Here is a 15,078-nt window from a genome sequence, read left to right as displayed (position 1 = left end):
CGTTAACCAACTCATTCTGGTTAACGGGGCAGGCGTTTAAGTTTGGTTAAAACGGCCAGTCTTTGCGCGGAAGGTTCATTTCATAGGGGAAGGTCTCGTGATTTTCCTTCAACGCTTCAGCCCGCCAGCGCAGGAACGCGGGATCGTTGAGGTGATTTTCCACATAAGCCTTGGCGGTGTCCGACACAGGCAATCCATATCCCGTAATCCGCATCGCAACAGGGGCGTAGAACACATCGGCGAGCGAATATTCACCGAACAGCCAAGGCCCCTTTGCCCCATGACGTTCGCGGGCCATGGCCCAAAGGTATTCAATGCGTTCAAGGTTCTTCAGAACGGGTTCGGGCGCGACAAAGCCGTCCCACACGTGGCTGATCTGCATGTTACAGACATCGCGCAACGCGCCAAATCCCGAATGCATTTCGCAGACCAAGTTGCGGGCCAATGCGCGTGCCGCAGGAGCGGTTGGCCATAGCCCCGCATCGGGGTGCCGTTCGGCCAGCGTCTCTGCCATCGATAGGCTGTCGGACAGGATATAGCCCTCGGGCGTTTTCGCGGCAGGCACGGTACGTGCTGGGGCCAGTTCGGCCATGTCTTGGGCCAATGTGCCCGCGTACAGCCCCATCATATGTTCACGATAGGGCAGTCCGAATTTTTCAAACATAAGCCAGCCACGGAGGGACCAGCTGCTAAAAAGGCGATCGCCAATATAAAGATCATACATCATAAGTGGATGCTAAGTCGGGTCGCGTGACAACGCTATCGTTGTTTTGTGCGTGCCATCATCACGGTTTGTGATTGATCCGTTCTGCCGACCACGGAGCGGTCGTGATCTCGGTCACAGAGAGGTTGTCGATCCGATGGCCAAATGCCTCGTATGGGGTGATCGACAAGGCGCGTTGGACTTGGGTCAGGATCATCCCGAAATGACCCACCACGATCAGATCAGGCAGGCCGAGCGCGAGATAACCATCGATGGCTGTGCTAACCCGCGCAGCGACCGCGTTCCAGCTTTCCCCATTCGGGGGCGCAATATCACCAGGCGTTTCCCAATAGGCGCGCATCAGCGGATCATCCGAAAACGTCGCCATTTCCCAATCGCCAAAATGAATTTCCCGCAGGGCCGCGTCGTGGGGCAACCGAGGGCGATGGGCTTGGATCGCATCCGCGGTGCTGACCGCGCGGGATAGGTCAGACGATACAACGGGCGCATCGGGCAGGTGATCCGACAGGCGGGCAATCGCATCAACATCGGACAGATCAGCGGGTAGGTCTGTCCAGCCCACCATCGCCTTGGCATGGGTGGGGCCATGCCGAACGAGCCAGAGGCGCGTCATTTCAGAACCATCGGCAACCCAGCCGCCACAAACATCACATGATCCGCCGCCGCAGCGATCTGCTGGTTCATTGCGCCGTGGAGATTGCGGAACCGCCGCCCCATGCTCGTCTCTGGCACAATGCCAAGACCCAGCTCGTTTGACACCACCACAACAGGGGCAGGGCAACGGCGGCAGGCTTCGATAAATTCGGGGATCATGGCGTCGATATCGGCCTCCCCCAGCATCAGATTCGTCAGCCAAAGCGTCGCGCAATCGATCAGAACCACGCCGCTCGCGCTCACATTATCGAGAGCCTTTGACATGTTTATTGGTTCTTCGATGGTCGTCCAGCCGTCTCCGCGCTGCACTTTGTGTTGCTCCACCTTGGCGCGCATTTCGTCGTCATAAACCTGCGAAGTCGCAATGTAGAAGCGTTCTAAGCCAGATTCAAAAATCAACTTTTCCGCGTATTTGGACTTACCCGAGGCCGCGCCACCGAACACAAGTGTTAGTTTTTGCAAGGTGAGTTGTGCAGGCATCTGTGATCCATTTCGCAGTGTTGTGCGTAAGCATTGGTAACGATGACAGAAGTCACACACAACAGCCGGCGGGAGATGAGATTATGGCTCTGGATACCACGTCTAACTTTAACATGACACGCCGCGCGATGAAGGCGGAGCTTTTGGATGCTGAAACCGAAGCTCAACTGGCCTACGCGTGGCGCGATCACCGCGATGAAGAAGCGCTCCACCGTTTGACGACCGCCTACATGCGGTTGGCGATCTCGATGGCGGGGAAATTCCGTCGTTACGGTGCCCCGATGCCCGACCTGATCCAAGAGGCCAGCCTCGGCCTGATGAAAGCCGCTGAAAAATTTGATCCCGACCGTGGTGTTCGTTTTTCGACTTATGCTGTTTGGTGGATCAAAGCTTCAATCCAAGATTTTGTGATGCGCAACTGGTCGATGGTTCGCACAGGATCGACCAGCAGCCAGAAATCCCTGTTCTTTAACATGCGCCGCGTTCAGGCTCGTCTCGAACGCGAAGCCACCGCCGAAGGGATCACCCTCAGCAAAGGCGATCTGCACCTTGCGATTGCGACCGAGCTTGGCGTGCCTGTGCATGACGTCGAGATGATGGATGGCCGTCTTTCGGGGTCTGACTTCTCGCTCGATGCGACGCAATCGTCCGAAGACGAGGGGCGGTCATGGGTAGATACGCTCGTCGATGACAGCGAGCAGGCGGCGGAACGGGTCGAGGCATCTCATGATCAGGAAACCCTGCGTCAATGGCTGACGACTGCGCTGATGGCGCTGAACGATCGTGAACGGTTCATCGTGCGCGAACGCAAACTGCGGGACGAGCCGCGCACGTTGGAGAGCCTCGGTGACGAGCTAGGCCTGTCCAAAGAGCGTATTCGCCAGCTCGAGGCCGCGGCGTTCAACAAAATGCGCAAGAGCCTTGAAGGTCAATCAAAGGAAGTGTTGAACTTCCTCGCATGAGAACTGCCCTTGCCCTGATGTTATGGATGGCTGCGCCCGCCGTGGCGCAAGACATCCATATCTTGGGCGAGGTGCATGACAATCCCCTGCATCATATCGAACAAGCCCGCCAGATCGCAGCCATCGCGCCCTCTGCGATCGTGTTCGAAATGCTGACGCCAGATCAGGCGGCCTTGGTGAACTCCAGCGTTCGCCACGATCCCAACCTAGGCGCGATCATCGGGTGGGAAGAGGCGGGCTGGCCCGACTTCGCGATCTACGCGCCCATCTTTGCGGCGAGCGATGCGCCTGTTTATGGCGCGGCGCTGCCTCGGGACACGGTGATCGCTGCGATAACTTCGTCAGCCGCTGAGATCTTTGGCGAGGGCGCGGAACGCTATGGCCTTACCATGCTGTCCGACGATCTGCGTGCCGTGATGGAGGCCGAACAGGCAGAGGCCCATTGCGATGCTCTACCCGCGGAAATGCTTCCTGGGATGGTAGAGGCGCAGCGGCTTCGTGACGCCCATTTCGCGCGTGTGACCTTAACGGCCTATGACGAAACTGGTGGACCTGTGGTTCTGATCACGGGCAACGGCCACGCTCGTACCGACCGCGCGGTGCCATCCTACATCGCCCGCGTTCGACCAGAGTTGTCGGTTCATGCGCTGGGCTTGCTGGAAGCCGCCGAAGATGACGCGCCCTTTGACACCGTGATCGTCACTGCCCCCGCAGAACGCGACGACCCATGTGCGGCGTTCCAGTGATTGTTCTTTTCGTTGCCGCTGGTTAGGGTTCCAGCAATCGTTCAAAGGGGGCCGTGATGCTGGCTGGCAAACATATCCTACTGATCATCGGCGGCGGCATTGCAGCCTTTAAGTCGCTCGATCTGATCCGGCGTCTGCGCGAACAAGGGGCAGAGGTCACGCCCGTGCTGACCAAAGCAGGGGCAGAGTTCGTGACCCCGCTCTCCGTCTCTGGCCTCGCGGCTCGCAAAGTCTATCAGGATTTGTTTGATCTGACCGATGAGGCCGAGATGGGCCATATCGAATTGTCCCGCGCGGCGGACCTGGTTGTTGTGGCCCCTGCGACGGCGGACCTTTTGGCGAAAATGGCGAGCGGTCATGCCAATGATCTGGCGTCGACGCTTTTGATGGCGACGGACAAGCCTGTACTGGTCGCGCCCTCAATGAACGTGCGGATGTGGGAACACGCCGCCACCCAGCGCAATGTCGCGACGCTCAAAGGCGACGGCATCCTTTTCGTCGGCCCGACCGAAGGTAACATGGCGTGCGGTGAGTTCGGCTTTGGCCGTCTGTCCGAGGTGCCAGAGATCATCGCCGCCATTGACGCTGCTCTCTCTGACGGGCCACTCAAGGGCAAGCGCATTCTCGTGACCTCTGGCCCGACGCACGAACCCATCGACCCCGTGCGCTACATCGCCAATCGGTCGTCGGGTGCACAAGGCACGGCTGTGGCGCGAGCTTTGGCGCAAATGGGCGCGGATGTTGTATTTGTGACAGGTCCAGCCGATGTGCCGCCGCCGGCGGGCGTAAATGTCGTGAAAGTGCAAACCGCCGCGCAAATGCTAGAGGCGGTTCAGGCCGCTTTGCCCGTCGATGCGGCGGTCTTTGCGGCGGCTGTAGCGGATTGGCGGGTTGCCTCAGCCTATGGGTCGAAGATCAAAAAAGTGAACGGCGCACTGCCCGTTTTGGAGTTCGCAGAGAACCCCGATATCCTCGCAACCGTGAGCCAGATGACCGATGGCCGCCCGCCTTTGGTCGTTGGGTTTGCCGCTGAAACCGACGACGTGATCGCCCACGCGACGGCCAAGCGGGCCCGCAAAGGGTGCGATTGGATCGTTGCCAATGATGTGTCGCCTGAAACGGGGATCATGGGGGGCACCGAGAACGCCGTGACGCTAATCACTGAAACTTCTGCCGAAGACTGGCCGCGCATGGGCAAGGATGCCGTTGCGCAACGGCTCGCTCAGCGGATCGCGGAGGCGCTGTAATCACCATGCCGAATATCGTGATCGAATGGCTCGACGGGGCTGATACCGACATCGCGTTGCCATCCTACGAAACTGCGGGGGCGGCGGGTGCGGATGTGCGGGCCAACTTTGCCCCCAACGGGCGCGAAGGCGTCAACATCGAGGCGGGCGCTCGAGCGCTCATCCCCTGCGGGTTTAGGATGGAAATCCCTGCAGGATATGAGGTGCAGGTCCGTCCACGTTCTGGCCTCGCGCTCAAACACGGCATCACCTTGCCGAATACGCCGGGCACCATCGACAGCGATTATCGCGGGCCTGTCGGGGTGATCATCCTCAACGCGGGGTCCGAACCGTTCCACATCGCCCACGGCGACCGCATCGCGCAGTTTGTGGTCGCGCCTGTGGTTCAGGGGCATTTCACGCTCGGCTCTGGTTTGTCCACAACGGCACGTGGCGAAGGTGGCTTTGGCTCGACGGGGCGTAAATGATCACCGTTTTTGCGATGATTTCGGTCATGTGGGGCATTGGTTGGGCGATGAAAGTTCCCCACCGTGTGCGTTGGGGCATGACGGGTGTTCTGATGGCGGCGGTGCTTTTGGCGAACATCGCTTTGCCCGCTGGCAATCCATTGCGCCAAGCGACTGGTGGCGATGCGCGTCTTTGGGCGCTGATCATCGGCGCGGGTGTTGTGATCTATATTTACCGCCTCGGTCTCGGTTGGATCAAAACCAAGGTCGCCGCTAAGGAACCAATTGTCACCACCCCGACCAAGACATTCTCGGACAGCGAACTCGATCGCTACGCCCGCCACATGATGCTGCGTGAAATCGGTGGGATGGGGCAGAAACGGTTGAAGCAAGCCAAAGTGCTGGTGATCGGCGCAGGGGGCCTCGGGTCGCCCGCGTTGATGTATCTCGCTGCGGCGGGGGTCGGCACAATCGGCGTCGTGGATGATGACACCGTTGATAACTCCAATCTCCAGCGCCAAGTGATCCACACCGATGCCCGTATCGGCCAGCCCAAGGTGCATTCTGCCGCGACGGCGATGACCGCGCTGAACCCGTGGATTGAGGTGCGTCCCTATGCGCGGCGGTTGGACGATGACACGGCAGAGGCTCTGTTCGCCGACTATGATCTGATCCTCGACGGAACCGATAACTTTGCCACGCGCTACATGGTGAACCGCATTGCGGTTAAACTGGGGAAACCGCTGATCGCCGCCGCGATGACGCAATGGGAAGGTCAAATTTCGGTCTACGATCCCGCCAATGGTGGCCCCTGTTTCCAATGCGTCTTTCCAGAGGCCCCAGCCGCAGGGTTGGTTCCGTCTTGCGCAGAGGCAGGTGTCCTCGGCCCTCTCCCTGGGGTGATAGGGTCGTTGATGGCGGCAGAGGCGGTCAAGCTGATCACAGGCGCGGGCGAAACCCTGCGCGGTCGGTTGATGATGTATGATGCACTTTACGCCGATAGCCGCATGATGAAGATCAAATCGCGGGCAGATTGCCTCGTTTGCGGAACATCCCACGACTAGCGTGTGAATGGCTCTGGCGGTTCCCCTTGGACGGACCTAGACTCTTCCCAAGTATAGGAGAACCCGATGACAAACCCGCTGCTGAACGATTGGTCCACCCCTTTTGGCTTGCCACCCTTTGATGCGATTTCCGACGATGATTTCGCGCCAGCGGTTGATGCTGCTTTGGCCGAGGCGCGGGCGAATTATGCAGCGATTGTTGCTGAGCCAGAGATCACCTTTGCCAATACGGTTGAGGCGATGGAGCGTACGACAGCCACGCTCGACCGTGTGATGGGGGCGTTTTACGCGCTCGCTGGTGCCGATGCGAACCCCGCGCGCGAGGCATTGATGCGGGAATTTGCGCCGAAAATGTCGGCCTTCTGGTCCGAAGTCACCACCAACGAGGCGCTCTTTGCCCGCGTGGAAACCCTATGGGAGCAGCGGGACGATTTGGGTCTGAACGACGAACAGGCGCGTCTGCTCTATCTGTCGTATCGTGGGTTTGTCCGCGCAGGTTCCAAGCTCAAGGGCGCAGAGGCCGACCGTCTGACCGAAGTGAAATCGCGTCTCTCTGTTTTGGGCACGCAGTTCACCCAGAACCTTTTGGCCGACGAACGGTCGTGGTTCATGCCGCTGGCTGAAACCGACTTGAACGGACTGCCTGACTATGTGGTGTCGGCCCTGCGCGCGGCAGGAAAAGACAAGGGCCAGAACGGCCCGGTTGTTACCCTGTCCCGCTCTGTCATCGTGCCGTTCTTGCAAACCTGCCCGAACCGCGATCTGCGCCGCAAATCCTATGAGGCATGGACCGCCCGTGGCGCAAATGGCGGCGAAACGGATAACCGCGCGATTGCGGCCGAAATTCTGGCCCTCCGGTCTGAACGCGCCAAACTGCTAGGCTACGAGGACTTCGCCCATTACAAGCTCGAAACCGAAATGGCGGGCACGCCTGACGCGGTGCGCGGTTTGTTGATGGATGTCTGGGGCCCCGCGAAATCCCGCGCCGAAGCGGATGCGCAAATTCTCGAAAATATGCTCCACAATGACGGTCACCAAGGCCCGCTCGAGGCATGGGACTGGCATTATTATTCCGCCATCCGCCGCAAGGCCGAGCATGATCTGGATGAGGCCGAGGTCAAACCGTATTTCCAACTCGACCGCATGATTGAAGCCGCCTTTGCCTGCGCCAATCGCCTGTTCGGGTTAGAGTTCAAACCGACCGAAGGGCCGCAATATCATCCCGACGTGCGTCTGTTCGAGGTAACGCGCAACGGCGAACATATCGCGCTCTTTATGGGCGACTACTTTGCCCGGGGGTCCAAACGCTCTGGCGCGTGGTGTTCTGCGATGCGCAGCCAGAATAAACTCGACGGCGACGTGCGCCCGATTGTGATCAACGTCTGTAACTTTGCCAAACCAGCCGAGGGGCAGCCCGCGCTGTTGTCCTATGACGATGCCCGCACGTTGTTCCACGAATTCGGCCACGCGCTGCACCAAATGCTGTCGAATGTGACCTACGATTCCATGTCGGGCACATCCGTGGCCCGCGATTTCGTCGAACTGCCGAGCCAGCTCTATGAACACTGGCTCGACGTGCCAGAAGTGCTGGCCGAATTTGCGGTCAACGCGGCAGGAGAGTCGATGCCTGCGGAACTTCTGCAAAAGGTGCTGGGCGCTGCGACCTATGACATGGGGTTCCAGACGGTCGAATATGTGGCCTCGGCCATTGTGGACCTCGAATTCCACCTCGGCACACCGCCCGCTGATCCGATGCAGAAACAGGCCGAAGTGCTAGAGGCCATCGGGATGCCCCGCGCGATCCGTATGCGCCACGCGACCCCGCATTTCGCCCATGTGTTCAGCGGCGACGGCTATTCCAGCGGCTACTATAGCTACATGTGGTCCGAGGTCATGGATGCCGATGCCTTTGCCGCGTTTGAGGAAAAAGGCGATGCCTTTGACCCTGAAACCGCTAAAGCGCTTGAGGCGCATATTCTCTCGGTTGGGGGAACTGTGGATGCGGCAGAACTCTACACCCGCTTCCGTGGACGGCTTCCGGGTGTTGAAGCGCTGCTTCAAGGCCGTGGTTTGCTCGACGTCGCGTGATGCTGCGCCGGATTTGGCTTAGTTTTATGATGCTCTGCCTCGTCGCGGCCTGTTCAGGTCGCCCGGGGCCAGAGGTGCTGACCCCGATCCCCGACGTTGCGGACGGGGCCAAGGTGATACGTATCTACGCGGTCACCACACGCACCGCGGACGAGGCGCCGCTGCTAGGGTTCGACAACACGCCGAGCTTTGAACTGGCCTATCGCTATTACGATATTTCGGTGCCGCAGTACCGTCGGGCGGGGCAGGTGACATGGCCCAGCCGCACGCCCGATCCGTCCAAGCAATTCGTTGTGGTCGACAGCGGAATTATGGAGCGGCCCGATTTCCTGAACGAAGTCATCGCCCGCAACCGATTCAATGGGTCGGGCGAGGTCGGCATTTTTGTCCACGGCTTTAACCAGCGGTATCAAGAGGCGCTGTTTCGATTAGCCCAATTGACTGCGGATGCGGGCGGTAACAACGCACCGATCCTCTTTGCATGGCCGTCGAACGGGCGACCGCTCGAATATATCGGCGACCGTCAGGCCGCGATTTTCTCGCGCGAGCCATTGGCTGAACTGATGGACGATATCGTTAAACGGAACGGTAAAACGCTGATCTTTGCGCACTCAATGGGTGGCTTCCTCACGATGGAGGCGATGCGGACGCTAAAACTTGAAGGCAAGCAATCGACATTGGATAAGTTGTCGGTGGTTCTCGCTGCGCCCGATGTCGATCTGTTCCTCTTCCGTCGCCAGATGGAGGTCATCGGCGAAATGCGCGAACCCTTGTCAGTCCTGGTGTCGCCCGATGATCGCGCCTTATTGCTGTCGTCACGCGTTGGCGGCGGTCGGCCTCGGTTGGGGGCATTGGACGTGAGCGATCCAGAGGTGGCCTCGGTCGCTGAGGATTTTAACATTCGGATTATCGACGTGAGTTCCGTGGAATCTGATCCGTTGCGCCATAGCCGCTACATCAACCTCGCCACGCTCTATACCGCCCTAGAAGGGCAAGCGAGCGGACGCACCGACCTCGCGACGGCAGGGACATTCGTGTTCGATGCGATTGGTCAGGGGCTTTTGCTGCCCGTAAACGTGCTAACGCGGAATTAGGAATAGCGCGCGTCGTCGGGGTGGGGTTCGACCCCGACGGGATCCTTGTGGATCAGAACGTCTGCATTGGTGTGCTTTGCAACAATGGCACGACGAAGCGCGGCTCCGATGCTATGCGCCTCTTCCAGCGTCTGTGATCCGTCCAACTCGATATGAAGGTTCACGAAAACGCGGCTCCCTGCTTGGCGGGTTTTGAGGTCGTGAAACCCGTGAACCCCGTCGAAGTTCCCAGCAATGTCAGCGATAGAGGCGATGATTTCGTCATCTGCCGCACGGTCCATCAGGGCGTCCCACGCACCTTTGCCGATCTTGAGCGCGCCGTGGAACATGATCAGCGCCGCGACGATCGCCACAGCGCTATCCACCCAGCCCCAACCGAATTTCGCATTAAGCCAAAGTGCCACAATCGCGCCAATCCCAGGGATCAAATCGCCAATGTAATGGAGGCTATCGGCGGCGACCACGCGGCTCCCTGTTTTGCGGGCGACGTAGCGCTGCCATGCGACCAGCATCAGGGTCAGCACAATCGACAGCGCCATCACGGCAACGCCAGCGGTTTCCGAGCTGATATGAGCCGATTCAGGTTGTGACAATCGCAACACCGCAGCGCCCAAAATGGCGGCGGCAGAGACGATGATGAAAAGGGACTGACCCAGCGCAGCGAGGTCTTCGGCAGAGGTATGCCCAAAGGTGTGATCGTCGTCTGCGGGCTTTGCTGCATAGGCGATAGCCGCCAATCCACCCATCGACATCAGCAAATCCAACGCACTGTCCGCCAGCGTTGCTGCAATTGACAAAGACCCCGTCGCCCAGAGCGCCCACATCTTTGCCAGCACCAGCGTGATCGCTACAAAGACCGAAAACACACCCGCAGAGAAGTTCAGCTTGTTACCAGAAGTCGTCATGCGGGCCCCCTTGCGTTAGGCCGTCCTGTTTAGTCGAGCACTTCGTCCGCGCCAACACCCCAAATCGCCGATTTCGGTGCCCAGCCTTTATAACCTCCGGTGCTCAACTGGCACCAGTTCAGGGTGCATTCTTCGATCCGCGCGACGACGCCCGCTTCGAGGATCGCTTCTTGGGGGCTGGATTCGTCTTGGCGTGCGTAGAGCGGCTGCATGTCGGTGTCGATGATCACCGTCCGCACGCCAGACAGCATGATATAGTGGACCCAACCGCCCAATCCGTCACGATCGACCACACGACGCCAGTTTTCATACTCAGCAGTCACCTGCAGCGGCATATCGCGGCGCGCAAAGACCCAATCGATGCGGTGAGAGGTTGATGGCCCACGACGCACGTTGGCCTCATTCGCCTTGAGCGACACAAAACGCGGTAAGGGCAAACCCGTAACAGGACCCGTGCGAAGCTCTATCTGATCCTCTGCGGTTTCGTTTTCTTCTGCCATGGCAGGCAAAACACCACCGATGAGTGCGATAACCACCGTAAGGGACCGCAGAAAAGAACGCATCTTACCACCTGTTTGCCTGTTTAGACGCGATGGGCGTTTGGCCGCTCTTGTATCGCGTCGATCATACGGGCAATCTGCCATTAAGAACGCCTGAAGGAAAGTCACGGAGGGGGCAAATGGCCGGTAAACAACTGAGTGTTGTCGTCACGCGACGGTTGCCCGATGTCGTTGAGACCCGCATGAAAGAGCTATTCGATGCGCGTCTGCGGGATGATGATACCCGCATGACCCGCGAAGAGCTCTTGGCCTTGGTCCCTCAGGCGGATGTTTTGGTCCCCACATTGACCGATAAGATCGACGCAGACGTCATGGATGCTTCTAACGGTAGGCTGCGTTTGATTGCGAACTACGGGGCAGGGGTCGATCACATCGACGTCGAGGCGGCCCGTGATCGCGGGATCATGGTCACGAATACGCCGGGCGTGATGACCGAAGATACGGCAGATATGACAATGGCGCTGATCCTCTCGGTCGTGCGCCGCATCCCCGAAGGCATGACTAAAATGCAAGAAGGGGATTGGACGGGCTGGTCACCGACGGCCATGCTCGGCGGTCGGATTGCGGGACGGAAACTCGGCATCCTCGGAATGGGGCGGATCGGTCAGGCGGTAGCCCGCCGCGCTGCGGCCTTTGGCATGTCGGTTCATTACCACAACCGTCGCCGTCTGCGGCCGGAAACGGAACAGGCGCTGAATGCGACGTGGTGGGATAGCCTCGACCAGATGGTCGCGCGGATGGACATCATATCGATCAACTGTCCGCATACGCCGGGGACGTTCCATTTGATGAACGCCCGCCGTCTGAAACTGATGAAGCCGACTGCGGTGATCGTGAACACGTCGCGCGGTGAAGTAATCGACGAAAACGCGCTGACACGGATGCTGCGCACGGGCGAAATCGCAGGCGCGGGCCTCGATGTGTTTGAACACGGAACCGAAGTGAACCCGCGATTGCGTGCACTGCCCAATGTTGTTCTTTTGCCGCATATGGGGTCGGCCACGGTTGAGGGACGGATCGAGATGGGCGAGCGGGTGATCCTTAACGCACATACCTTTGCCGATGGGCACCGCCCGCCAGATCAAGTTCTGCCGTGGATGGTGTAACCTCCCTTTACCTATTTTGAATTTGAATTAGCTTCGATGAACATGGTCCTTTGGGAGGAGGAGCGCGATGTTCACAGGAGAAGTGCGTCAGGCCGTCGATCGGTCGGTCCTATGTTGGCTCGCCACCGTCGATGCGGACGGCCAGCCCAACGTCAGCCCCAAAGAGATATTCTGCGCCATTGATGACGTGACACTGCTGATCGCAGAGATCGCAAGTCCGATATCACGCCGAAATATCGCTAAAAATTCAAAGGTCTGCGTCAGCTTTATCGATGTGTTCCGCCAAAAGGGCTACAAGGTCATCGGCGACGCGCGGTTGATCCTGCCCGAGGAGCCAGAGTTTGACGCCATCGGCGGCCCGATCAAAGCCATGATCGGAACCGCGTTCCCATTGCGCGGGTTGATCCGTGTGGATGCCGTGCGAGTGTCGCCCATCGTCGCGCCTAGCTACCAGCACTACCCCGATAGAACTGAGGCAGAGCAGATGCGGCAGGCGTTCAAGACCTATGGCGTGAGGGCCGTGGATTAACGGTAAACCTCATCCTCGGTCGGGAAGGCACGGGATTTCACGTCCTCTGCATAGCGACGCACCGAATCTTCGATCATCGGGCCGAGCTGGCCGTAAACCTTGACGAACTTCGGCGTCCAAGGGTTCAGACCCAACATATCTTCGAGTACGAGGATCTGCCCGTCGCAATCAGCCGACGCACCAATCCCGATGGTCGGAATGTCGATCTGTTTGGTGATCTTCGCGGCGAGCGGCTCGACCATGCCTTCCAGTACGACGGCAAATGCACCAGCCTCGGTCACAGCGCGGGCGTCCTCTTCGTGGAGTGGCCAGCTGTCTTCCTCACGGCCTTGGGTTTTGAACCCGCCCATGACATGCGACGACTGTGGTGTGAGGCCGATATGCGCCATCACAGGGATGCCGCGTTCAACAAGGAACCGAATGGTCTCTGCCATCCGTTTGCCGCCCTCAAGTTTCACCGCGCCACAGCCAGTTTCTTTCATGATTTTGGCCGCATTGCGGAAGGCCATGTTCGGGCTTTCCTCGTAGGTGCCAAAGGGCATATCCACGACGATCAGCGCCCGTTTGGTGCCGCGCACAACGGCCTTGCCGTGCATGATCATCAGATCAAGAGGCACGCCCACCGTCGATTCCATCCCATGCATCACCATGCCAAGGCTATCGCCCACCAGAATGAAATCCGCGAACTTATCGACGATCGCCGCCGTATGCGCGTGATAAGAGGTCAGCGACACAATCGGCTCACCGCCTTTGCGACGTGCGATTTGCGGCACGGTTATACGGCGGATGGTTTCGGTTTGGGTGCTCATAGGGTGATCTCCCTCTGGTCAATAAGCAGGACAGGGTCGTCTACGGGGCCAAAAGCGGCTGTAATCATGATCCCGATGGTGCCCGATGGGCGACCGGAAACGGGGGCGAGCGTGAGGGCCTGCACGATGTCCACATGAGGATCGCGGGCCCGAGGTTCGGTTTCGATGGTATCACGGATCGTCTGGGCAATCGCCTCTACCGTCGCGCCAGTTCGGGCAGCGGTTTCAGCGGCGATCAGCGAACGGTTCAGGACAACGGCGGCGCTGCGATCCTCTGGCGTGAGGCGGACGTTGCGGGACGACATGGCCAGCCCATCTGCCTCGCGCACGGTTGGAACGCCGACGACCTCTGTCGGGACATCCAGATCACGCGCCATGCGGCGGATCACTTGTAATTGCTGGTAGTCCTTTTCGCCAAAATAGGCCCGATCTGCGCCGACGATATTGAACAGTTTTGTCACCACCGTGCAGACCCCGCGATAGTGACCAGGGCGCACCAGCCCGTGCAGCATATTGGCGAGCTTTGTCGTCTCAACGATGGTTTCGGCCCCGTCGGGATACATGATTTCAACCGACGGCATAAAGACGGCAGCCACGCCCGCAGCCTCTAGCATCGCGCAATCGGCCTCTTCGGTACGGGGGTATTTGTCGAGGTCGGCCTGCTGTCCGAACTGCGTCGGGTTCACGAAAATCGACGTAATCACGGCGTCGTTTTCTGCCTTCGCCGCAGCGACCAATGACATGTGTCCCGCGTGCAGCGCACCCATCGTCGGAACAAAGCCAACGGTCTGCCCAGATAGGCGCAAATCACGAACGACAGCGCGGACCTCTGCAATGGTTCGACAGATAATCATGTCCCCTCCCAAGGTGTGCTGCGAATGTGTAGCCCCCCTGCCGAACTGCGGCAAGCGGCGGAGAGGGGGAATAACGCTAACGGTGACCCAAGGTCGGACAGTTTTCATTTTACCTGCGACAACCTGTCCGTGTTTGGGGGCTAGCAATCCTGAATTAAAAACTCCAAATATAAAACATAACAAAATTAGGATATGATAATATGAAAGTCGCAACCCTTGGATTTGTCCTTTTCGCTGGAACAGCAACCGCCGCATTCGCCCAAGGGCCGATGGCAGAGTTCATGAACGAATGGGATGTGGACGCATCTGGCGCTGTCACCATCGAAGATTTCCATGCCCGTCGCGGTGATCAGTTTTACATGTTCGACCTGAACGAAGACGGCAGCATCGACGCCGAAGAACAAGCCAACATGGACGCCACCGTCGCCTCTGCGATGGAAGCCAACCACGGTGGTGGTAATGGCAACGGTGGTGGTCATGGCGCGGGTGGTCCGGGTGCGAAAATTCACGCAACGATGACAGCCGAATATGCCGATACCAACGGCGATGGCGCGATCAGCGCAGATGAGTGGACCGCTGCGACGGAACGTCTCTTTGCAGAACTCGACACCACGGGTGACGGCGAACTTTCACCCGCAGATTTTGGTCACTGAGTTACTTCCCTTTGTCAGTGATCGACGCGCCGTTCCTGTGATCAGGAGCGGCGCTTTGTTTTCGGGCTGTCGGTTTTGGACAGTCGTATGTCGTCTGGTTCCGTTATGGCCTGCGAGTTTCGGGCAAAAGTGACGCCAAGTCCAAATGGAGTCGCCA

At 58.9% G+C, this 15,078-nt stretch carries 17 protein-coding genes; 10 read left to right on the top strand and 7 right to left on the bottom strand.

Features of this window, described 5'->3' with window-relative positions; all coding sequences use genetic code 11:
* Nucleotides 1-46 precede the first annotated feature (46 nt).
* The 3 genes from AC07ED_RS11745 to cobU are packed head-to-tail and all read right to left on the bottom strand — an operon-like array spanning nucleotide 47 to nucleotide 1,858.
* The gene (locus tag AC07ED_RS11745) at nucleotides 47-727 is read right to left on the bottom strand and encodes a glutathione S-transferase (RefSeq protein WP_105234328.1); all 681 of its coding nucleotides are present in this window, start codon (nucleotides 725-727) and stop codon (nucleotides 47-49) included.
* A 58-nt stretch (nucleotides 728-785) separates the two neighbouring features.
* Nucleotides 786-1,337 (bottom strand): histidine phosphatase family protein, encoded by a 552-nt coding sequence (locus AC07ED_RS11740; protein ID WP_105234329.1) that lies wholly within the window; start codon nucleotides 1,335-1,337, stop codon nucleotides 786-788.
* Nucleotides 1,334-1,858, bottom strand: coding sequence for a bifunctional adenosylcobinamide kinase/adenosylcobinamide-phosphate guanylyltransferase (gene cobU / locus AC07ED_RS11735; protein WP_105234330.1), 525 nt, complete (start codon nucleotides 1,856-1,858; stop codon nucleotides 1,334-1,336). Before cobU ends, AC07ED_RS11740 begins: the two co-directional genes overlap by 4 nt.
* 83 nt (nucleotides 1,859-1,941) lie before the next feature.
* On the opposite strand from cobU, the gene AC07ED_RS11730 reads away from it, so the two are divergent.
* The 7 genes from AC07ED_RS11730 to AC07ED_RS11700 all read left to right on the top strand — a co-directional run bounded on the left by AC07ED_RS11730 (nucleotide 1,942) and on the right by AC07ED_RS11700 (nucleotide 9,505).
* Nucleotides 1,942-2,820 (top strand): RNA polymerase factor sigma-32, encoded by an 879-nt coding sequence (locus AC07ED_RS11730; RefSeq protein WP_105234331.1) that lies wholly within the window; start codon nucleotides 1,942-1,944, stop codon nucleotides 2,818-2,820.
* Between the two features lie 26 nt (nucleotides 2,821-2,846).
* The gene (locus AC07ED_RS11725) at nucleotides 2,847-3,566 is read left to right on the top strand and encodes a ChaN family lipoprotein (protein ID WP_245918112.1); all 720 of its coding nucleotides are present in this window, start codon (nucleotides 2,847-2,849) and stop codon (nucleotides 3,564-3,566) included.
* A gap of 56 nt (nucleotides 3,567-3,622) precedes the next feature.
* Nucleotides 3,623-4,813, top strand: a complete 1,191-nt coding sequence (coaBC, locus tag AC07ED_RS11720; RefSeq protein WP_105234333.1) for a bifunctional phosphopantothenoylcysteine decarboxylase/phosphopantothenate--cysteine ligase CoaBC — start codon at nucleotides 3,623-3,625, stop codon at nucleotides 4,811-4,813.
* Between the two features lie 5 nt (nucleotides 4,814-4,818).
* On the top strand, nucleotides 4,819-5,280 hold the full coding sequence (gene dut, locus AC07ED_RS11715) for a dUTP diphosphatase (RefSeq protein ID WP_105234334.1): 462 nt from the start codon (nucleotides 4,819-4,821) through the stop codon (nucleotides 5,278-5,280).
* Nucleotides 5,277-6,323, top strand: a complete 1,047-nt coding sequence (locus AC07ED_RS11710; protein WP_105234335.1) for a HesA/MoeB/ThiF family protein — start codon at nucleotides 5,277-5,279, stop codon at nucleotides 6,321-6,323. Before dut ends, AC07ED_RS11710 begins: the two co-directional genes overlap by 4 nt.
* Nucleotides 6,324-6,389: 66 nt before the next feature.
* Nucleotides 6,390-8,411, top strand: a complete 2,022-nt coding sequence (locus AC07ED_RS11705) for a M3 family metallopeptidase (protein WP_105234336.1) — start codon at nucleotides 6,390-6,392, stop codon at nucleotides 8,409-8,411.
* Nucleotides 8,411-9,505, top strand: a complete 1,095-nt coding sequence (locus AC07ED_RS11700) for an alpha/beta hydrolase (RefSeq protein WP_105234337.1) — start codon at nucleotides 8,411-8,413, stop codon at nucleotides 9,503-9,505. The genes AC07ED_RS11705 and AC07ED_RS11700 overlap by 1 nt, the downstream gene beginning before the upstream one ends.
* Here the strand turns inward: AC07ED_RS11700 and AC07ED_RS11695 are convergent.
* Both AC07ED_RS11695 and AC07ED_RS11690 read right to left on the bottom strand, forming a co-directional pair.
* Nucleotides 9,502-10,410 (bottom strand): cation diffusion facilitator family transporter, encoded by a 909-nt coding sequence (locus tag AC07ED_RS11695; RefSeq protein WP_105234338.1) that lies wholly within the window; start codon nucleotides 10,408-10,410, stop codon nucleotides 9,502-9,504. The two genes, AC07ED_RS11700 and AC07ED_RS11695, sit on opposite strands and share 4 nt — an antisense overlap.
* 29 nt (nucleotides 10,411-10,439) lie before the next feature.
* A complete protein-coding gene (locus tag AC07ED_RS11690) occupies nucleotides 10,440-10,973 on the bottom strand; it encodes an SH3 domain-containing protein (protein WP_105234339.1) in 534 nt (177 codons plus the stop codon).
* A gap of 116 nt (nucleotides 10,974-11,089) precedes the next feature.
* Here AC07ED_RS11690 and AC07ED_RS11685 point away from each other — a divergent pair, with 116 nt between their 5' ends.
* Nucleotides 11,090-12,076, top strand: coding sequence for a 2-hydroxyacid dehydrogenase (locus AC07ED_RS11685; RefSeq protein ID WP_105234340.1), 987 nt, complete (start codon nucleotides 11,090-11,092; stop codon nucleotides 12,074-12,076).
* Nucleotides 12,077-12,143: 67 nt separating this feature from the next.
* Nucleotides 12,144-12,605 (top strand): pyridoxamine 5'-phosphate oxidase family protein, encoded by a 462-nt coding sequence (locus AC07ED_RS11680; protein WP_105234341.1) that lies wholly within the window; start codon nucleotides 12,144-12,146, stop codon nucleotides 12,603-12,605.
* Here the strand turns inward: AC07ED_RS11680 and panB are convergent.
* Both panB and panC read right to left on the bottom strand, forming a co-directional pair.
* On the bottom strand, nucleotides 12,602-13,414 hold the full coding sequence (gene panB, locus AC07ED_RS11675) for a 3-methyl-2-oxobutanoate hydroxymethyltransferase (protein ID WP_105234342.1): 813 nt from the start codon (nucleotides 13,412-13,414) through the stop codon (nucleotides 12,602-12,604). The two genes, AC07ED_RS11680 and panB, sit on opposite strands and share 4 nt — an antisense overlap.
* On the bottom strand, nucleotides 13,411-14,268 hold the full coding sequence (gene panC / locus AC07ED_RS11670; RefSeq protein WP_105234343.1) for a pantoate--beta-alanine ligase: 858 nt from the start codon (nucleotides 14,266-14,268) through the stop codon (nucleotides 13,411-13,413). The genes panB and panC overlap by 4 nt, the downstream gene beginning before the upstream one ends.
* 200 nt (nucleotides 14,269-14,468) lie before the next feature.
* Here panC and AC07ED_RS11665 point away from each other — a divergent pair, with 200 nt between their 5' ends.
* Entirely contained in the window at nucleotides 14,469-14,921 is a 453-nt protein-coding gene (locus tag AC07ED_RS11665; RefSeq protein ID WP_105234344.1) for an EF-hand domain-containing protein, read from the top strand.
* Nucleotides 14,922-15,078 lie beyond the last annotated feature (157 nt).

The sequence above is a fragment of the Aestuarium zhoushanense genome (assembly GCF_056431045.1).
The sequence above is the reverse complement of the archived record's forward strand: the minus strand, read 5'-3'. Positions and strand labels throughout refer to the sequence as shown.